Source organism: Pseudomonas cremoricolorata (assembly GCF_000759535.1).
GTDB classification, from domain to species: Bacteria; Pseudomonadota; Gammaproteobacteria; order Pseudomonadales; family Pseudomonadaceae; genus Aquipseudomonas; species Aquipseudomonas cremoricolorata_A.
In genome coordinates this window covers 1,719,008-1,737,144 of sequence record NZ_CP009455.1, presented here as the reverse complement: position 1 = coordinate 1,737,144, position 18,137 = coordinate 1,719,008, and the positions used below count along the sequence as shown (strand labels likewise).

At 64.4% G+C, this 18,137-nt stretch carries 16 protein-coding genes; 8 read left to right on the top strand and 8 right to left on the bottom strand.

Annotation, left to right across the window (positions count from 1 at the left end):
• Nucleotide 1: 1 nt before the first annotated feature.
• From LK03_RS07465 to LK03_RS07445, 5 genes are all read right to left on the bottom strand, one after another.
• Nucleotides 2-1,249: an ABC transporter permease gene (locus LK03_RS07465; protein WP_038411760.1), complete on the bottom strand. Its 1,248-nt coding sequence runs from the start codon at nucleotides 1,247-1,249 to the stop codon at nucleotides 2-4.
• Nucleotides 1,250-1,312: 63 nt separating this feature from the next.
• Complete coding sequence (locus tag LK03_RS07460; protein ID WP_038411758.1) at nucleotides 1,313-2,347, bottom strand: ABC transporter substrate-binding protein; 1,035 nt, start codon at nucleotides 2,345-2,347, stop codon at nucleotides 1,313-1,315.
• Nucleotides 2,348-2,387: 40 nt separating this feature from the next.
• A complete protein-coding gene (locus tag LK03_RS07455) occupies nucleotides 2,388-3,512 on the bottom strand; it encodes an ABC transporter ATP-binding protein (protein WP_038411756.1) in 1,125 nt (374 codons plus the stop codon).
• Nucleotides 3,513-3,713: 201 nt separating this feature from the next.
• Nucleotides 3,714-4,343 (bottom strand): response regulator, encoded by a 630-nt coding sequence (locus tag LK03_RS07450; RefSeq protein WP_038411755.1) that lies wholly within the window; start codon nucleotides 4,341-4,343, stop codon nucleotides 3,714-3,716.
• Nucleotides 4,340-6,745, bottom strand: coding sequence for a PAS domain-containing sensor histidine kinase (locus tag LK03_RS07445; RefSeq protein ID WP_038411754.1), 2,406 nt, complete (start codon nucleotides 6,743-6,745; stop codon nucleotides 4,340-4,342). The genes LK03_RS07450 and LK03_RS07445 overlap by 4 nt, the downstream gene beginning before the upstream one ends.
• 94 nt (nucleotides 6,746-6,839) lie before the next feature.
• On the opposite strand from LK03_RS07445, the gene LK03_RS07440 reads away from it, so the two are divergent.
• Nucleotides 6,840-7,835, top strand: coding sequence for an alpha/beta hydrolase family protein (locus LK03_RS07440; protein ID WP_038411753.1), 996 nt, complete (start codon nucleotides 6,840-6,842; stop codon nucleotides 7,833-7,835).
• A 7-nt stretch (nucleotides 7,836-7,842) separates the two neighbouring features.
• Here LK03_RS07440 and LK03_RS07435 read toward each other — a convergent pair whose 3' ends face one another.
• From LK03_RS07435 to LK03_RS07425, 3 genes are read right to left on the bottom strand one after another with little or no spacing between them, the layout of a single operon-like run.
• The gene (locus LK03_RS07435) at nucleotides 7,843-8,607 is read right to left on the bottom strand and encodes a TerB family tellurite resistance protein (protein ID WP_038411752.1); all 765 of its coding nucleotides are present in this window, start codon (nucleotides 8,605-8,607) and stop codon (nucleotides 7,843-7,845) included.
• 1 nt (nucleotide 8,608) lies between these two features.
• Nucleotides 8,609-9,280: an N-acetylmuramate alpha-1-phosphate uridylyltransferase MurU gene (gene murU, locus LK03_RS07430; protein WP_038411751.1), complete on the bottom strand. Its 672-nt coding sequence runs from the start codon at nucleotides 9,278-9,280 to the stop codon at nucleotides 8,609-8,611.
• Nucleotides 9,277-10,296: an aminoglycoside phosphotransferase family protein gene (locus LK03_RS07425; RefSeq protein WP_038411750.1), complete on the bottom strand. Its 1,020-nt coding sequence runs from the start codon at nucleotides 10,294-10,296 to the stop codon at nucleotides 9,277-9,279. Before LK03_RS07425 ends, murU begins: the two co-directional genes overlap by 4 nt.
• Nucleotides 10,297-10,427: 131 nt before the next feature.
• Here LK03_RS07425 and LK03_RS07420 point away from each other — a divergent pair, with 131 nt between their 5' ends.
• The 7 genes from LK03_RS07420 to glpE all read left to right on the top strand — a co-directional run bounded on the left by LK03_RS07420 (nucleotide 10,428) and on the right by glpE (nucleotide 18,045).
• Nucleotides 10,428-13,256, top strand: a complete 2,829-nt coding sequence (locus LK03_RS07420; protein ID WP_038411749.1) for an LPS-assembly protein LptD — start codon at nucleotides 10,428-10,430, stop codon at nucleotides 13,254-13,256.
• Nucleotides 13,237-14,556, top strand: coding sequence for a peptidylprolyl isomerase (locus tag LK03_RS07415; protein ID WP_038411748.1), 1,320 nt, complete (start codon nucleotides 13,237-13,239; stop codon nucleotides 14,554-14,556). Before LK03_RS07420 ends, LK03_RS07415 begins: the two co-directional genes overlap by 20 nt.
• A complete protein-coding gene (gene pdxA / locus LK03_RS07410; RefSeq protein ID WP_038411747.1) occupies nucleotides 14,553-15,542 on the top strand; it encodes a 4-hydroxythreonine-4-phosphate dehydrogenase PdxA in 990 nt (329 codons plus the stop codon). Before LK03_RS07415 ends, pdxA begins: the two co-directional genes overlap by 4 nt.
• Nucleotides 15,539-16,345, top strand: coding sequence for a 16S rRNA (adenine(1518)-N(6)/adenine(1519)-N(6))-dimethyltransferase RsmA (gene rsmA / locus LK03_RS07405; protein WP_038411746.1), 807 nt, complete (start codon nucleotides 15,539-15,541; stop codon nucleotides 16,343-16,345). Before pdxA ends, rsmA begins: the two co-directional genes overlap by 4 nt.
• 112 nt (nucleotides 16,346-16,457) lie before the next feature.
• Complete coding sequence (apaG, locus tag LK03_RS07400) at nucleotides 16,458-16,838, top strand: Co2+/Mg2+ efflux protein ApaG (RefSeq protein WP_038411745.1); 381 nt, start codon at nucleotides 16,458-16,460, stop codon at nucleotides 16,836-16,838.
• Nucleotides 16,838-17,704: a symmetrical bis(5'-nucleosyl)-tetraphosphatase gene (locus tag LK03_RS07395; protein WP_038411743.1), complete on the top strand. Its 867-nt coding sequence runs from the start codon at nucleotides 16,838-16,840 to the stop codon at nucleotides 17,702-17,704. Before apaG ends, LK03_RS07395 begins: the two co-directional genes overlap by 1 nt.
• An 11-nt stretch (nucleotides 17,705-17,715) precedes the next feature.
• Nucleotides 17,716-18,045 (top strand): thiosulfate sulfurtransferase GlpE, encoded by a 330-nt coding sequence (gene glpE, locus LK03_RS07390; RefSeq protein WP_038411742.1) that lies wholly within the window; start codon nucleotides 17,716-17,718, stop codon nucleotides 18,043-18,045.
• The last annotated feature ends 92 nt before the right edge of the window (nucleotides 18,046-18,137 follow it).

The window sequence follows — 18,137 nt, the reverse complement described above, 5'->3', positions numbered from 1 at the left end:
CTCAGCTCAGGCGCAGACGGCTGGCGCCGACCAGCCAGCTATAGATCAGGTACAGCAACACGGTGGCCAGCAGCAGCAACCCGCCCAATGCGGTGGCCATGCCCCAGTTGATGCTGGTGTTGGTATAGAAAGCCACGAAGTAGCTGACCATCTGGTCGTTGGGGCTGCCAAGCAGCGCCGGGGTGATGTAGTAGCCGATGGCGAGGATGAACACCAACAGGCATCCGGCGCCGACGCCGGCGTAGGTCTGCGGGAAGTACACCCGCCAGAAGCTGGCGAACGGGTGGCAGCCCAGGGAGATGGCCGCTCGCATGTAGCTTGGCGAGATGCCTTTCATCACGCTGTACAGCGGCAGGATCATGAACGGCAGCAGAATGTGCACCATCGAGATGTACACACCGGTGCGGTTGAACACCAGCTCCAGCGGCTGATCGATGATGCCCAGGGCCATCAGCGCGCTGTTGATCAGCCCGCCTGATTGCAGCAGCACGATCCACGCCGCCACCCGCACCAGAATCGAGGTCCAGAACGGCAACAGCACCAGAATCATCAGCAGGTTACTTTGCCGGGTCGGCAGGTTGGCCAGCAGGTAGGCCAGCGGATACGCCAGCAGCAGGCAGATGACGGTGATCACCACACCCATCCACAGGGTGCGGGCGAAGATGTCCAGGTAGATAGCCTGGTCGGGTGAGGTCTTGGCCAGCTCACCGAGATCGTCGATGCGGTGGTCGACCGAGGCCAGCAGGTAGAACGAGGTCACGCTGCTGGTGTTGCGGCGGATGGCCTGCCAGTAGGCCGGGTCGCCCCAGCGTTCGTCGAGGCTCTGCAAGGCTTCTTTGTACGAAGCCGGTTCGCTCTTGAACGGCAGCGCCCGAGCGGTTTTCGCCAGCAAGCTGCGGTAGCCGGCCAGTTCCATGTTCAGACGTTTCGACACATCGCCCAGGGTCTGATTCTTGCGCGACTCGACCAGGTCCTGGCTGAGCGCCTGGTACACCGCATCGCCCGGCAGGCTCTTGCCGTCCCACTGCTCGATGGCCTGCACCGTGCGCGGCAGACCGCCCACCACTTCCGGGTTGCCGACGCTCTTGTACAGCAGCGCGGCAATAGGCACGAGAAATACCAGCAAGAGGAACAGCGCCAGCGGCGCGATCAACGCTTGGGCTTTCCAGCGGTTGACCCGCTCGGCACGCTTGAGACGCTGTTTGAGGTTAGGACCCGCGCCTTCATTCAGGGGCACTGCAATGGCCATGACAGACTCCGCAAAACAGGAAAACGGGGAGCGCCAGCCAGGCCGGCGCTCCGACGACGCGAGTTACTTCTTCGCGGCCCAGGCGTTGAAACGTTGCTCCAGCTGCTCGCTGTTGTCGGCCCAGAACGCCACATCGATCTGCACCTGGTTGGCGATGTTCTCAGGCGTGGTCGGCATGTTCTGCTTGACCTCATCGGCCAGCAGGTCGACCGCCTTGGAATTGGCCGGGCCGTAGGCGATGTTTTCCGAGTAGGTCTTCTGCTGCTCAGGCTGAACGCTGTAGGCGATGAACTTCTTCGCTTCCTCGGCATTCTTCGCGCCCTTGGGGATAGCCCAGGCATCGAAGTCGTAGATGCCGCCGTTCCACACCACTTTGAGGTTGCTCTCTTTCTGCACCGCGGCGATCCGGCCGTTATAGGCCGAGCTCATCACCACGTCGCCCGAGGCCAGGTACTGCGGCGGTTGAGCGCCGGCTTCCCACCACTGAATGCTTGGCTTGAGCTCATCGAGCTTCTTGAAGGCGCGGTCGACGCCCTCTTTGGTGCCGAGCACCTTGTACACATCCTTGGGCGCGACGCCGTCGGCCATCAGGGCGAATTCCAGGGTGTACTTGGCGCCTTTGCGCAGGCCACGCTTGCCGGGGAACTGCTTGGTGTCCCAGAAATCGGCCCAACTGGTGGGTGCGGTCTTGAGCTTGTCGGCGTTGTAGGCCAGCACCGTCGACCACACGAAGAAGCCGACACCGCACGGCTGAATGGCGCCCTGCACGTAGTCGGATTCGTTACCGAACTGCGCAGGGTCAAGCTCTTCGAACAGGCCCTCGTCACAGCCTCGGGCAAGCTCCGGCGACTCCACCTCGACCAGGTTCCACGACACACTCTTGGTATCGACCATGGCCTTGATTTTGGCCATTTCGCCGTTGTACTCACCGGCGACGATCTTGCCCTTGCCGGCCTTTTCCCATGGCTCGTAGAAGGCTTTGACCTGTGCGGCCTTGTTGGCGCCGCCGAACGACACCACGGTCAGGTCCGCGGCCAGGGCCTGGCCTGCGACCGCCAGCCCCAGCGCCAGGGCGGTCAGTTTCAACTGCTTGTGCATTATTGTTCTCTCCACAGTACGAGGTTGGTGACGGACACCTTCAATGGGCCTGGTCGATCGGGTCGAGCGCGCGGGCGTGCTGCACCTCCCAGCCAAGCGGAACCACATCGCCCACTGCCAGCGCCGGGTCGAGCTCGGCAATCGGCTGTTTGACGAAGAAATCAGTCTTGCCGCAGACCTCGAGGCGGACCCGCACATGGTCGCCGAGGTAGATGAATTCGGCCACGCGGCCCGAGAAGCGATTCACGCAATTCTCGCTATGGCCGTTGAGGCGCACGCGCTCGGGGCGGATCGACAAGGTCACCGCTTCGCCAGCCTGGCCGACGTTCACCGCCAGCGCCTCGACCCGCTCACCACGGCCCAACTGCACCTGGCAGCGCTCGCCATCGCGGCTGAGCAGGGTGCCGCTCAGGCGGTTGTTTTCACCGATGAAGTTGGCGACGAAGGTGTTGCGCGGCTCTTCGTAAAGGGTGCGTGGGTCGGCGATCTGCTGGATCTCGCCCTGGTGGAACACCGCCACGCGGTCGGACATGGTCAGCGCCTCGCCCTGATCATGGGTGACGTACACCACGGTCACGCCGAGGCGCTGGTGGATGTGCTTGATCTCCATCTGCATGTGTTCACGCAGCTGCTTGTCGAGGGCGCCAAGCGGCTCGTCCATCAGTACCAGCTGCGGCTCGAACACCAGCGCCCGGGCCAGCGCCACGCGTTGCTGCTGGCCGCCGGAAAGCTGGCCGGGGTAGCGTTTGGCGAAGCTGTCGAGCTGGACCATGTTGAGCACGCGTTTGACCCGCTCGCTGATGTCGGTCTTGCTCAGGTTGCGCACGCTCAGCGGGAACGCCAGGTTTTCCGCGACGGTCATGTGCGGGAACAGCGCGTAGTTCTGGAACACCATGCCGATGTCGCGCTTGTGCGGCGGCACGTTGTTGATCGAGCGCCCGGCCAACTGGATTTCCCCGGCGGTGGGGGTTTCGAAACCGGCGAGCATCATCAGGCTGGTGGTCTTGCCCGAGCCGGACGGGCCAAGCAAGGTGAGGAATTCGCCCTTGCGGATGTCCAGGTTGAGGTCTTTGACGATCAGCGATTCGCCGTCGTAACTCTTCTGCACTCCGCGGAAGCTGACCAGCGTCTCGCCGGTCGCGCCGTTCCGGTTCACCTCACTCATACCTGTACCTTCTTGTTGGATGACTGCCGTGGACACAGCCTAAAGAAGGCGCAAACCCCGTGAAATCGGGCCTGCTGAGAGATTGCCATCATCCAAATGGACGACTGCGTGTAGGGATCGCCCTACAACGATGGCGCGATTGGAACAGTTGCCGGAACGGTCCGCCCACGCTCACCGCCACCGCTGTCGCGAACAGAACAGTCAGAGCAAGCGATGCTCCATCGCATACTTCACCAGCTCAGCCAGCGAATGCACCTTGAGCTTCTGCATCAGGCGCGCCTTGTGGGTGCTGATGGTCTTGCTCGACAGCGCCAACTGCTGGGCGATGTCGTTGACGTTGGCACCGTGCGCCAGGCGCTCGAACACCGAGAATTCGCGCTCCGACAGCAAGGTGTGCAGGGGCCGCGATTCCGTCAGGCCGACCTCGAAGACCATGCGGTCGGCCAGCGCCGGGTCGATGTAGCGACCGCCCCCAGCGACCCGGCGGATGGCGGTGAGCAACAGCGCAGGATCGCTGTCCTTGGTGGCATAGCCGGCGGCGCCCGCCTTCAGCGCACGGGCGGCCATCTGCGCTTCGTCGTGCATCGACAGCATGAGAATCGCCGGCGGCGTGCTCAGCGCACGTATCCGCGGGATCGCTTCCAGGCCGCTGACACCGTGCATGGAAATATCCAGCAGCACCACTTCGCATGCGGTATGGCGCAAGGTCTCGAGCAGTTGCTCGCCATTGCCCGCCTCGCCCACCACCTGCATGTCACGGGCAAGGCCAATCAGTTGCTTGATGCCCTCGCGGACGATGGTGTGGTCTTCTGCCACGAACACTCGAATCACTCGCCTTCCTCCTGTTCCAGGGCAATGGCCACGCTCAGGCTGGTGCCCTCGCCCGGTTCGCTATCCAGGCTCATGCTGCCGCCCAGCATCAGCACCCGCTCGCGCATACCGACCAGGCCGAACGAGGTGGGCCGCGCCTGCTCGGGAGCGAAACCGACGCCATCATCGATGACGGTCATGCGCAATTGCCCTGGCGTGTGCACCAGCTCGATCTGCACGGTGTGCGCCTGGGCGTGGCGAATGACATTGGTCAGCGCCTCCTGCAAGACCCGGAACAAGCCCGTGGCCTTGGCATCGCTGAGTGCCGGCAGGGTATCAGGCACCTGCACCAGGCAGGGAATTTGCGTGCGTGCTTCGAAGCGCCGGGCCTGCCATTCGATGGCCGACGCGATGCCGGCATCGAGAATCGGCGGACGCAACGCGGTGGCGACGTCGCGCACCAGCTGGAACAACTGGGCGATCAGGCGCTTCATACTCGCCAGCCGCTCGTGCAGGCCTGGGTCGAGTTCGGCGTAGGCCAGTTCGCACATCGACACTTCCAGCTTGAGCACGGTGAGCATCTGACCAAGCTCGTCGTGCACTTCCCGGGCAATGCGCGCCTTTTCCTCTTCGCGCACGCTCTCGAGGTGCGCCGACAGCTCACGCAACTGTTCCTGCGAGCGGGCCAGTTCCAGCTCGGCGCGCTTGCTCTGGGTGATGTCCCAGACCACACCGTCCCACACCACCCGGCCATTGCCCAGGCGACGACTACTGGCCTTGATGTCGGCCCAGCGCTGCTCGCCTTCGCGGGTGACGATACGCCCTTGCCACGACCAGTCCAGGTCGTGGGCCAGGGCCAGGTCTTGCACCCGGTGATAATCGGCACGGTCATCGGCATGCACCAAGTTGCGCAAGCCCATCTGCGGATGCTGGATCGCCGCCGGCGTGTAGCCGACCAACGCTTCGCTGCCCTCACTGATGTAGGGAAATTCCAGGCCACCCTCTGCCGGATCACGCTCCAGGCGAAACACCAGCCCCGGCACGTTGCCGGCGATGCCCTTGAGCTGCGCCTCGCTTTCGCGCAGGGCCGCCAGTGCCCGGCGCCGCTCGGTGACGTCGGTGAGGAACACCACCAGGTATTCGGCATCGCGAAAGCGCAGGAACGACAGCGACAGATCGACCGGTAGAAGCGAGCCGTCGGCGCGCCGGCAGTGGCTCTCGAAGTGCTCGTCGGCACCCGCCGTGCTGCGCACCCGCTTCCAGAGCTCCAGCCAGCGGTCCATGTGCAGCGTCGGTTCGAAATCGATCAAGGGTCGTTCCAGCAACTCGCCCTCGGCATAGCCGAGCATGCGTTCGGCGGCATGGTTGGCGTAGCGCACATGACTGTCCCAGTTCACCCAAAGAATGCCGATGGTGCTTTGGTCGAGGGAGAACTGACTCAGGCGCAGCGACTCTTCCCGGGAGCGGCGCTCGTTGAGTTGTTCGCGGGTGGCCAGCAGGCTGCGCTCCAGATAACGCTGCTGCCGACGCTGCCAGGCCAACGTGGCGAGGGAGCACAGCAACAGCAGGGCGCAGAGCAGCGCAAGGTTTTGCCAGAACCCGGCCGACTCGGCGAAGCGCGGGTATTTGGGTTGCAGCCAGCGCTGGTGGATTTGCTCCAGGGTCTTGGCTGGCATGGCCTGCAAGCCCGCTTCGAGCACCTCGGCGAGCTGCGGCCAGTCGAGCCGCGAGCCGATGCGCAGCAGTTGCGGCAGGCCGATGTCGCCAACCACCGCAAGGTCGGCGAACTCGCCTTCGCGGGACAGCCGGCTGAGCTGCGCCTCATCCACTACGGCATACGCCGCCTGCCCACCGATGACCCACTGCAAGGCCGTGCGCTCGTTCGGCACACCTTGCAGGTTGAGGCTGGCGTAGTTGCTGCGCAGGTAGTCGGCCAGTGTGCTGAGCATGCGCACGGCCAGGCGTTCACTGGCGCCGAGCTTTTCCAGCTCGACCGCCACCGCGCCGCTGCGCGGGCCGACCAGTAACTGCGGCACGCGCATGTAAGGGTCGCTGAACAGCCATAGACGCAGGCTGGCCTGGGTCTGCGTGAGGCCGGGGGCGAAGTCGATCTCGCCCATGCGCAGGGCTTGCTCCAGCGCTGCCTGATCAGGAAAGTTGCGCCAGGTCAGATCGAGCCGCAGCGCCTGACCCAGCCAGGTCACCACTTCGACGTTGGCGCCGTACAACTGCTGCAGCCGGCGATCGAACTGCGCATACGGCGCTTGCAGCACCAGCCCGACCCGCAAACTGCGGTGCTCGTCGAGCCACTGCTGCTGGGCCGGTTGCAAGCTCACCACAGGCGACTGCGCATGGGCGCGTAGCAATAGCCCCGGCAACAGGCCAAGGCACAAGATCAGCAACAGGCAACGTGTGGACTTCATTCGACGCTCATCCCGACAAGTACCGGCCAGCGCGTGGCTGTCTGGGGCAAATGGCATTAGGCTGGAGGCAGTATTCTGATGACAGGTGAAACGGATGGTCTCACTTTATCGCAACTCGCTGGTGGCGATTTGCCTGGCCAGTGCCCTGCCGCTTGCCGCCCAGGCGACCGACGCCCCAGCCCCGGCCGCAGACCCTGCCGCCGCCAGCGCACCGACACCACGCCCGCCGCTGGCAGATCGCAGCGCCGACGAAGCGCTGGCGCTGCAACGCCGCGTGCCGAAAGAGCAGCAGCGCAGCCTCGAAGCCAACGGTGAAAGCTTTCTCGCGCTGTGGAAGCCAGCCAACGACACCGCCCCCCACGGCGCAGTGATCATCGTGCCGGGTGCTGGGGAAAATGCCGACTGGCCGATCGGTGTCGGCCCGCTGCGACAGAAGCTGCCCGATGCCGGCTGGCACAGCCTGAGCGTCACCCTGCCAGACCTGGTGGCCGACATGCCCCAGGCCCGCGCCGCTACGGAGCCCACCCCAGCGGCCGCCCCCGCCGGGCAAACGGCACCGGCCAAGGACACCCCGGACGACGCCAATGCCAATGTCGCCCAGGCGACCTCGCCCGATGCCGACACCGCTGAGGCCACCGATGCCGAAGACGCCACCGAGCACAACGATCAGGCCGATGCCGAACGCATCTTCGCCCGCCTGCAAGCGGCCATCAGCTATGCCCAGCAACAGAATGCACGCAGCGTGGTGTTATTGGGCCAAGGCAGTGGCGCCTACTGGGCGGCCCGCTTCGTCAGCGAAAAACAGCCCCCAGAAGTGCAAAAACTGGTGCTGGTAGCGGCGCAGACGCCGGCGCGGGTCGAAGATGGCCTGCCCAGCCTGGTGCCGACCCTCAAGGTGCCGACTGCCGACATCTATTACGCCCTGCGCAGCCCCGACAAGACCGCTGCCGAGCAGCGCCTGCAAGCCAGCAAACGGGTCAAGGACAGCCAGTACCGCCAGCTGTCGCTGATCGCCACGCCCGGCGACAGCGCCGCGCAGCAGGAGCAGTTGTTCCGCCGGGTCAAAGGCTGGCTGGTGCCGCAGCAGTGACTCTTCGCTACAGCCCGCGGCGCTTACGCACCACGGCATAGGCCTGGTGCAGCTCGCGCGTGCGCGCAGTAGCTTGGCGCACCTGCGCTTCGCTGGCGCCACTGCCTTGCAGTTTGTCGGGGTGATGACGGCTGAGCAGTCGCCGATACGCCTGCTTGACCTGCCCCGCCTCGGTATCGGCCGCCACGCCCAGCAGTTGCAGGGCGGCTGCATAGCTCAGCGCCGGCTCGGCGGTCTGCGCGGCACGCGGTTCGTACTCACGGGCCAGGGCCTGCACCTGTTGCCGACCCAGGCCAAGCTTGCCGCCCCAGTCGGCGAGCAGCGCGCGCTCGTGCCGGCCGGCCTTGCCATCGGCCCAGACCATCCGCCAGCAGGCGCGCAAAGTACCTTCGCTGGCATGGGGCTGGGCCTTGATCCGCCGCAAGTGATGGTCGAGACGGTCCTTGCCGGCCTTGCCACGGTTGAACGCATCGATTGCCCGCAAGCGTGAGGCTTCGGACAGGTTCAAGCGCAGCATTTCCTGACGCGCCTGGTGGATATGCAGCGGCTCGACCCGGCCGTCGCTCTTGGCCAGACGCCCGAGCAGCACGAACAGCAGTTCTTCATCACGCAGCGGCGAGCGACCTTGCAGGCGCTCGCGCAGGTCCGACCAGCCCTGCACGCGCAAGCGCCGGTCCATGGCCTGGCCGAGCAAGGCGCCCAACAGCGCGCCGGGAATGCTCGCCACCGCGAAACCGGCGCCGAGCCCCACCACCGTACTTGGCCACCACATCTCAGCAGCGCTCGGCGAGCAGTTGCTCGACTTCGGCAAGACGCTCCTGGGTGCCGACGTCGACCCAACGCCCCGCATAATGCTCGCCACTGACCTTTCCGACCGCCATGGCCTGGCGCAGCAGCGGCGCCAGTTTGAACGCCCCGGCCTGGCAGCCTTCGAACAGCGCCGGGTCGAGGACCGAAATGCCGCTGAAGGTCAGGGTGTCGCCCTGCTGGTCGCCATCGCACACCTGGCCATGGTCCAGGCGGAAGTCGCCGGCACAGTGATGGCCCGGGTTGTCGACCAGCACCAGATGCGCCAGTCCGTCGAGTGCCGACGGCAGCGCCGTGAAGTCGTAGTCGGTCCAGATATCACCATTGACCAGCACGAAGGGCGCCGACCCCAGCAGCGGCAGGGCCTGAAATATACCCCCGCCGGTTTCCAGCGGCTCGCCTTCAGGCGAATAGGCAATGCGCAGGCCGAAGCGGCTGCCATCGCCCAGGTGATCCTCGACCTGCTGGCCGAGCCAGGCGTGGTTGATCACCACTTCGGTGATGCCAGCAGCGGCCAGCGCGCGCAGGTGGTACTCGATCAATGGCTGACCCGCCACCGGCAGCAGTGGTTTGGGCGTGTGCAGGGTCAGCGGGCGCATGCGCTCGCCCTTGCCGGCGGCGAGGATCATCGCCTTCATGGGCGGGCCTGCGCGCGCAGTTCGGCAAGCAACCGGCCCAGCTCGGCCAGTTCCGGGCGACGTTCGATCACTTCATCTATATAGGCGAAGAAGCGCGGCGTATCGGCCAGGTAGCGCGGCTTGCCATCGCGGTGGCAGATGCGCGCGAAAATGCCGATGACCTTGAGGTGGCGCTGCACGCCCATCAGGTCGCTGGCGCGCTGGAAGTCGGCAAAGTCGGGCTGTACGGCGATGCCTGCGGCCAGGGCCTTGCGCCAGTAGTCGTGCAGCCAGCCTTCGACCTGCGCCTGAGGCCAGCTGATGAAAGCATCCTTGAACAGGCAGGTGATGTCGTAGGTCACCGGGCCGTAGACCGCGTCCTGGAAATCCAGCACGCCTGGGTTCGGTGTGCTGAGCATGAGGTTGCGTGGCATGTAGTCGCGGTGTACCAGCACTGTGGGCTGGGCCAGCGCGCTGTCGATCAGCTGCTGGCTGACCCGCTGCCAACGCGCCTGCTGCTCGGCGGTCATCACCACGTTCAGTTCATGGCCGACGTACCACTGCGAGAACAGTTCGACTTCGCGGCGCAGCAGCGCATCATCGTAGTGCGGCAGCGATGCATCGAGGGGAAGCCGCTGCAGCGAAACCAGCGCATCGATGGCGTCGGCGAACAGCTCATCGGCGTTGTCTGCGCTGAGCACGTCCAGGTAGGTCTGCCGACCCAGGTCGCTCAACAGCAGAAAGCCGCGCGGGATGTCCTGGGCGTGGATGACCGGGACATTGAGCCCGGCCTCGGCCATCAGGTGGTCGATGTCGACGAACGGTTGGCAGTTCTCGTGGGGCGGCGGCGCATCCATCACTACCAGAGTGCGCTCACCGCCCTGCCAGCGGAAGTAGCGGCGAAAGCTCGCGTCACTGCTGGCGGGGGTCAGCGTGACGGCGGGAACGCTGCCCCAGCCATTGTTCATGAAGAGGGTGGGCAACTGCTCATCCAGCCACTGGCCGAGGTGTTCCAGGCGTACATCGTGATCGGGCATTACTTGGGTCTCCGACGGCCCTAGCCGTCAAGCGGGTCATGCTTTATTATCCAGCATCTTTTTCAGACCATCGAGAGGCGTGCGGCCCCCACACGCGGGCAGATGGCACGCAGGAAGCCCGGACTAATAAGATGGCATTGAAATCCCCCGCGTTTCGTAGAAAGTTTCCGCTGCTGGTGACAGGCGGCCTATTGGCCCTGCAACCCCTGGCCGCGCCGCAGGTGATGGCTGCCGAGCAGTTCGACTGCCAAGTGTCCGCCTCTGGTGGCTGGGACTGCAAGCCCAAGGCCACTGACAGCCTGCCACCGCGCCCCGTGCACAAGGGCGCCGCACAAGCGTCGTCCGGCACCGAGGCCGAGGTCGCCCAGAGCGCCGAGGACAAACCCGTCCAGGTCACCGAAAGCAAAGGCCGTGGCCTGAAGTCGCGCAGCGCCGACTACAGCCACCTCGACTGGGTCCCGCGTGACAAGCTCACCCCTGCGCAACTGGCCGAAACCGGCCCGTACTGCAGCGGCGCCTACATCGAGCCCACCCGTCCCGGCATGAACGACAAGACCCCCAAGGACGAGTCCCCGACCTACCTCAACGCCAAGGTGTCCCGCTACCAGCAGGAACAGCAGGTCGCCACCCTCGCCGGTGACGTGGTCATGCGCCAGGGCAGCATGCAGCTGCAGGCCGACGAGGCCAACCTGTACCAGGCCGAGAACCGCGGCGAGCTCAAGGGCAACGTCAAACTGCGCGACAACGGCTCGCTGGTCGTCGGCGACCAGGCTGAAATCCAGCTCGACACCGGCGAAGCCCAGGTCGACAACGCCGAGTACGTCATTCACAAGTCGCGCATTCGCGGCAGCGCGTTGTACGCCAAGCGTGCCGAGAACGCCATCATCCGCCTCAAGGATGGTACCTACACCACCTGTGAACCGGGCAGCAACGCCTGGCAGATCAAGGGCAACAACATCACCCTGAACCCTGCCACCGGTTTCGGTACCGCGACCAACGTCACCCTGCGGGTCAAAGATATTCCGGTGTTCTACACGCCGTATCTTTACTTCCCGATCGACGACCGTCGCCAGTCCGGCTTCCTGCCGCCGTCGTTCAGCAGCAGCAGCGATACCGGCTTCACCCTGGTGACCCCGTACTACTTCAACCTGGCACCGAACTACGATGCCACGTTGTACCCGCGCTACATGACCAAGCGCGGCTTGCTGATGGAAGGTGAATTCCGCTACCTCACCGAGTCCAGCGAAGGTCAGCTCGGCGGCGCTTATCTGAACGATCGCGACGACGAGCGCAAGCGCCAGACCGACTACAAAGACAAGCGCTGGATGGTCAACTGGCAGCACAAGGGCGGCCTCGACGAGCGTCTGATGACCGAGGTGAACTACACCGACATCAGCGACCCGTTCTACTTCCAGGACCTCGACTCCGACCAGATCGGCGTCGAAAGCCGCGACTTCATCGACCAGCAAGGTGCCCTCACCTACCGTGGCGACAGCTACACCGCACGCCTCAACGTGCATGCCTACGAGCTGGCGACCATTTCGCAGATCACCCCGTACGATCGCCTGCCGCAGGTCACCTTCAACGGCAAGCTGCCGTTCCAGCCAGGTGGCGTGAACTTCGATTACGAGACCGAAGTGGTGCGTTTCGAGCGTGATCTGAAGAACGACCTGGTTTTCGACAAACGTGGCGCGCCTGATGGCTCCATCGGCTATGTGCGCGACGAAGTGGGCAACATCCTCGGCGGCAAGCGCCTTGACGAGAACGTCACCGGCATCGCCCGTGCCAATGGCACCCGTCTGAACCTTGCGCCGTCCATCAGCCTGCCGATGGAAGCGAGCTACGGCTACATCACGCCCAAGCTCAAATACGCCTACACCCAGTACGATCTCGACCTGGACAGCCAGGGCAAGGCTCAGGCCATCGCCCAAGCCAACCAGCCTGGCTACAGCAGCTACAGCAGCTCGATCAACCGCTCGATTCCGATCCTCAGCGTCGACAGCGGCCTGTACTTCGACCGCAACACCTCGCTGTTCGGCACCAACTACAAGCAGACCCTCGAGCCGCGTGCGTACTACCTGTACGTGCCGAACAAGGATCAGTCGGACATTCCGCTGTTCGATACCACCGAAACGCTGTTCAGCTACGACTCGCTGTTCCGTGACAACCGCTTCTCCGGCACCGACCGCATCGGCGACGAGAACAAACTGTCGCTGGGCGTGACCACCCGCTGGATCGAAGACAACGGCTTCGAGCGTCAGACCTTCAGCATTGGTCAGGCGGTGTACTTCAAGGACCGTGAAGTGCAGTTGCCGGGTATCGACTACCGCACCCGCGACGACAGCAAGGCCAATGTTTCGCCTTATGCCCTGGTCTATGGCTATCGCTTCAACCGCGACTGGCGCTTCAACTCCGACTTCAACTGGGATCCGGACAGCCACAGCACCCGTTCGGGCAGCGCGATGTTCCACTACCAGCCTGAAGACGAGCCGAACAAGGTGGTCAACCTCGGTTATCGCTATCGCAACGACCTGGTCACCTACGACTCCTCTACCGGTACCTGGAAAGTGGGCGGTGGCGACTACGGTCAGCCAGGCGATCCGAACTACATCAAGGACTACTACAAGATCCAGCAGCACGACTTCTCGGTCATCTGGCCGATCGTCCCGCAATGGAGCGTCATTGCCCGCTGGCAGCACGACTACAACCGCAATCGCACCCTGGAAGCCATGGGCGGTTTCGAGTACGACAACTGCTGCTGGAAGCTGCGTCTGATCAACCGCTACTGGCTTGATATCGACGACTTCAGCCAGGCCACCCCACAGAACGAGAAGGGCGACCACGGCATCTTCCTGCAGATCGTCCTCAAGGGCCTCGGCGGCGTAGTTGGCAACAAGGTCGAATCCTTCCTCGACCAAGGCATTCAAGGTTACCGCGAACGTGAAAAGCAAGCTTATTGATCGACTGCGCCCACTGATGGTGGGTGCGGCATTGCTGAGTGGGGCGGTACACGCCGCCGTACAACCGTTGGACCGTGTGGCGGCCATCGTCGACAACGATGTGGTCATGCAGAGCCAGCTCGACCAGCGCACCCGGGAAGTGCAGCAGACCATCGCCAAGCGCGGCGGTGGTGTGCCGCCTGCCGGCGCACTGGAGCAGCAGGTACTGGAGCGGCTGATCGTCGAGAACCTGCAGTTGCAGATCGGCGAGCGCACCGGCATTCGCATCACCGATGAAGAACTGAATCAGGCCATCGGCACCATTGCCCAGCGCAATGGCATGTCGCTGGATCAGTTCCGCGCGGCGTTGTCCCGTGACGGTCTGTCGTTCGAAGACGCTCGCGAGCAGGTCAAGCGCGAGATGATCATCAGCCGCGTGCGCCAGCGCCGTGTGGCCGAGCGCATTCAGGTGTCCGAGCAGGAAGTGAAGAACTTCCTCGCCTCGGACATGGGCAAGATGCAGCTTTCCGAAGAGTACCGCCTGGCCAACATCCTCATCCCGACCCCGGAAAGCGCCAGCTCTGACGCAATCCAGACGGCGGCACGCAAGGCCGGTGATGTCTACCAGAAATTGCGCCAGGGTGCGGACTTCGGGCAGATGGCCATTTCCCAGTCGGCCAGCGAAAACGCCCTGGAAGGCGGCGAAATGGGCTGGCGCAAGGCCGGGCAATTGCCACCGGATTTCGCCAAGCTGCTGGGCAGCATGAGTCAGGGCGATATCACTCAGCCGATCCGTATCCCCAATGGCTTCATCATCCTCAAGCTGGAAGAGAAGCGCGGCGGCAGTGCCAACGTGCTGCGTGATGAAGTGCACGTGCGCCACATCCTGATCAAGCCCAACGAGATCCGCAGCGATGCGGCCACCGAACAGCTGGCCGAGCGTCTGTACGAGCGCATCCAGAACGGTGAAGACTTCGCCACCCTGGCCAAGAGCTTCTCGGAAGATCCAGGCTCGGCGCTCAATGGCGGCGACCTCAACTGGGTCGACCCAAACAGCCTGGTGCCCGAGTTCCGCGAGCAGATGGCCAACGCCCAGCAAGGGGTCGTGACCCGTCCGTTCCGCACTCAGTACGGCTGGCATGTGCTGGAAGTGCTGGGCCGCCGCGCCACCGACAGCACCGAACAGGCACGCGAGCAACAGGCGATGACCGTTCTGCGCAACCGCAAGTACGACGAAGAGCTGCAGACCTGGCTGCGCCAGATCCGCGACGAAGCCTACGTTGAAATCAAGCTGCCTGGCGCCGACCAGGCTGCACAGTGAAGCCACTGCGCTTCGCACTGACTCCGGGCGAACCGGCCGGCATAGGTCCTGACCTGTGCCTGCTGCTCGCCGCAGAGGTCCAGCCCTATCCCCTGATCGCTATCACCAGCCGTGACCTGCTCGCCGAGCGGGCCACGCAGCTGGGTGTGGCCGTCACGCTGCTCGACGTAGCGCCAGGCCATTGGCCCGATGCGCCTGCCGCCGCCGGCAGCCTGTATGTCTGGGACACGCCGCTGGCCGCGCCAGTGGTTGCCGGACAGCTCGACAGCGCCAATGCGGCGTTCGTTTTGCAGACCCTGACGCGGGCCGGCGACGGCTGCGTCAACGGTGACTTCGCCGGCATGATCACCGCACCCGTGCACAAGGGCGTGATCAACGAAAGCGGCATCGCCTTTTCCGGCCACACTGAATTTCTCGCCGAGCTGACCCACACCGAACAAGTGGTGATGATGCTCGCGACCCATGGGCTGCGCGTGGCGCTGGTGACCACTCACCTGCCCTTGCGCGAGGTTGCCGATGCCATCAGCGCAGAGCGTGTGGAGCGCGTCACGCGCATTCTTCACGCCGACCTGCAAGACAAATTCGGCATCGCCCAGCCACGTATCCTGGTGTGCGGACTCAATCCCCATGCCGGCGAAGGCGGTCATCTGGGCCGCGAAGAAATCGACATCATCGAGCCGACGCTGGAGCGCCTGCGCAGCGAAGGCATGAACCTGCGTGGCCCCCTGCCCGCCGATACCCTGTTTACCCCCAAATATCTGGAGCACTGCGATGCAGTGCTGGCGATGTACCACGACCAGGGCCTGCCGGTCCTCAAGTACCAAGGCTTTGGCGCTGCCGTCAATGTCACCCTGGGCCTGCCGATCATCCGCACCTCAGTCGATCATGGCACCGCCCTGGACCTGGCCGGCAGCGGCAAGGTCGACACCGGCAGCCTGCGCGTAGCGCTGCACACCGCCTACCAGATGGCCGAGAACCGAGCATGAACGAGCACTACCAACACCGGGCGCGCAAGCGCTTCGGGCAGAACTTCCTGCACGACGCAGGCGTCATCGACCGCATCCTGCGTGCCATCCATGCCAAGCCTGGCGAGCACCTGCTGGAGATTGGTCCAGGCCAGGGCGCCCTCACCGAAGGCCTGCTCAACAGCGGCGCGCATCTGGACGTGGTCGAGCTCGACAAAGACCTCGTCCCGGTCCTGCAACATAAATTCCGCGACTTCGACAACTTCACCCTGCACCAGGGTGATGCGCTGAAGTTCGACTTCAATCAGTTGCAGGCACCGCCGCGCAGCCTGAAAGTGGTCGGCAACCTGCCTTACAACATCTCCACGCCGCTGATCTTCCACCTGCTCGCCCACGCGCACCTGATTCGCGACATGCATTTCATGCTGCAAAAGGAAGTGGTCGAGCGCATGGCGGCAGGTCCTGGCGGTGGCGACTGGGGGCGACTCTCGATCATGGTGCAGTACCACTGCCGGGTCGAGCACCTGTTCAACGTCGGTCCAGGCGCCTTCAATCCAGCGCCCAAGGTCGATTCGGCCATCGTTCGCCTGGTGCCCCACGAGACCCCGCCTCACCCGGCCAAAGACCCGGCATTGCTCGAGCGCGTGGTCCGTGAAGCCTTCAACCAGCGGCGCAAGACCCTGCGCAATACGCTCAAGGGTCTGCTCGACGGCGCCGCCATCGAAGCGGCCGGCGTCGATGGCAGCCTGCGCCCGGAACAGCTCGACCTCGCTGCCTTCGTTCGCCTGGCCGATCAGCTCGCCGCGCAACCTGCCCACAGCTGATGCCGTATGGGGTTCGCCCCGCTTGGGTCGGCAGGCAACTGGCCGACCCACCCGGCAATGGCCTAGACTCCTGGCATTGCCGTCGTTGCCTCATTCCCTCCAAGGCCCTCGCATGTCCGACCCTCGTTACCAGATCGACGTCAGCGTCGTGACCCGATACCTGAAAGAGCAATCCGACCCAGACTCCCAGCGCTTCGCCTTCGCCTACACCATCACGGTGCAGAACAACGGCAGCGTCGCCGCTCGATTGATCTCCCGTCACTGGCTGATCACCAATGGCGACGGCGAGGTCGAAGAGGTGCGCGGTGCAGGCGTGGTCGGGCAGCAGCCGCTGCTCGCCCCGGGCCAGTCGCACACTTACAGCAGCGGCTCGGTGATTGCGACTCGCGTCGGCACCATGCAGGGCAGCTATCAGATGCTGGCCGAGGATGGCAGCCAGTTCGATGCGCCCATCGCGCCGTTCCGTTTGGCCGTGCCTGGGGCGCTGCACTGATGGCGGTGTACGCCGTCGGTGACCTGCAGGGCTGCCTGCAGCCGCTCAAGTGCCTGCTCGAACGCGCCAGCTTCGACCCGGCAGTCGACCGCCTGTGGCTGGTCGGTGACCTGGTCAATCGTGGTCCCGACTCGCTGGAAACCCTGCGCTTTCTCTACGGCATGCGCGACGCCGTGGTCTGCGTGCTCGGCAACCACGACCTGCATCTGTTGGCCGCCTGGCACAACGTCGAGCGCCTGAAGAAAAGCGATACGCTGCTGGACATCATCAACGCGCCCGACGCCGACCAGCTGTTCGGCTGGCTGCGCCAGCAGAAGCTCCTGCACTACGACGAGGCCCGCGGGGTGGCGATGGCCCACGCCGGCATACCGCCGCAATGGACCCTGGGTACTGCGCTGGAACTGGCCGCCGAGGTCGAACAGGTGCTGCGTGATGACACTCGCCTGCAGCTGTACCTGGAAGGCATGTACGGCAACGAGCCGAACAAGTGGAGCAAGCGCCTTGCAGGCGTGGAGCGCCTGCGGGTCATCACCAACTACTTCACGCGCATGCGCTTCTGCACCGCCGAGGGCAAGCTCGACCTCAAGAGCAAGGAAGGTCTGGACAGCGCGCCCAAAGGCTTCAAGCCGTGGTTCGCGCACAAAGGGCGCCGCGCACGGCATGTCGAGATCATTTTCGGTCATTGGGCCGCGCTCGAGGGCAAGGTTGACGAGCCTGGCGTCATCGCCCTGGACACCGGTTGCGTCTGGGGTGGCGCCATGACGCTGTACAACGTCGATACCCGCGAATATCACCGCTGCGACTGCGCTGAAGGTGGGGCCTTACGTTCGCCAGCCGCCCCTGCCACACTCAACGACCAGCCCTGAAGGACACACTCATGAGCGATTTCAAGCGTATTTCACCCGAGCAGGCGCAGCCGCTGCGCGAACAAGGCGCCGTGGTGGTCGACATCCGCGACCAACAGGCGTTTGCCGCCGGGCATATCGTCGGTGCCCGCCACCTGGACAACGAATCGGTCGCCGACTTCATTCGCCAAGCCGACCTCGACGCCCCCACCCTGGTGGTGTGCTACCACGGCAACTCCAGCCAGAGCGCTGCTGCCTACCTGATCAACCAGGGTTTTTCCGACGTCTACAGCCTCGATGGCGGCTTCGAGCTGTGGCGCGCCACCTACCCTGCCGAGACCGCCCAAGGCAGCCTCGAATAATTTTTTCATCCTGCCCCCAGCCCGCGCTCTGCGCGGGCTGCCGCCCTTGCTGACGAACGGTCAAGAGGCACTTCTTCCTCTCCCGACCTTGA

What these genes read in the sequence shown, in the direction of transcription:
- LK03_RS07465 (WP_038411760.1), bottom strand. Translation starts at nt 1,249, where the DNA reads ATGGCCATTGCAGTGCCCCTGAATGAAGGCGCGGGTCCTAACCTCAAA.
- LK03_RS07460 (WP_038411758.1), bottom strand. Translation starts at nt 2,347, where the DNA reads ATGCACAAGCAGTTGAAACTGACCGCCCTGGCGCTGGGGCTGGCGGTC.
- LK03_RS07455 (WP_038411756.1), bottom strand. Translation starts at nt 3,512, where the DNA reads ATGAGTGAGGTGAACCGGAACGGCGCGACCGGCGAGACGCTGGTCAGC.
- LK03_RS07445 (WP_038411754.1), bottom strand. Translation starts at nt 6,745, where the DNA reads ATGAAGTCCACACGTTGCCTGTTGCTGATCTTGTGCCTTGGCCTGTTG.
- LK03_RS07440 (WP_038411753.1), top strand. Translation starts at nt 6,840, where the DNA reads ATGGTCTCACTTTATCGCAACTCGCTGGTGGCGATTTGCCTGGCCAGT.
- LK03_RS07435 (WP_038411752.1), bottom strand. Translation starts at nt 8,607, where the DNA reads ATGTGGTGGCCAAGTACGGTGGTGGGGCTCGGCGCCGGTTTCGCGGTG.
- murU (WP_038411751.1), bottom strand. Translation starts at nt 9,280, where the DNA reads ATGAAGGCGATGATCCTCGCCGCCGGCAAGGGCGAGCGCATGCGCCCG.
- LK03_RS07425 (WP_038411750.1), bottom strand. Translation starts at nt 10,296, where the DNA reads ATGCCCGATCACGATGTACGCCTGGAACACCTCGGCCAGTGGCTGGAT.
- LK03_RS07420 (WP_038411749.1), top strand. Translation starts at nt 10,428, where the DNA reads ATGGCATTGAAATCCCCCGCGTTTCGTAGAAAGTTTCCGCTGCTGGTG.
- rsmA (WP_038411746.1), top strand. Translation starts at nt 15,539, where the DNA reads ATGAACGAGCACTACCAACACCGGGCGCGCAAGCGCTTCGGGCAGAAC.
- apaG (WP_038411745.1), top strand. Translation starts at nt 16,458, where the DNA reads ATGTCCGACCCTCGTTACCAGATCGACGTCAGCGTCGTGACCCGATAC.
- LK03_RS07395 (WP_038411743.1), top strand. Translation starts at nt 16,838, where the DNA reads ATGGCGGTGTACGCCGTCGGTGACCTGCAGGGCTGCCTGCAGCCGCTC.
- glpE (WP_038411742.1), top strand. Translation starts at nt 17,716, where the DNA reads ATGAGCGATTTCAAGCGTATTTCACCCGAGCAGGCGCAGCCGCTGCGC.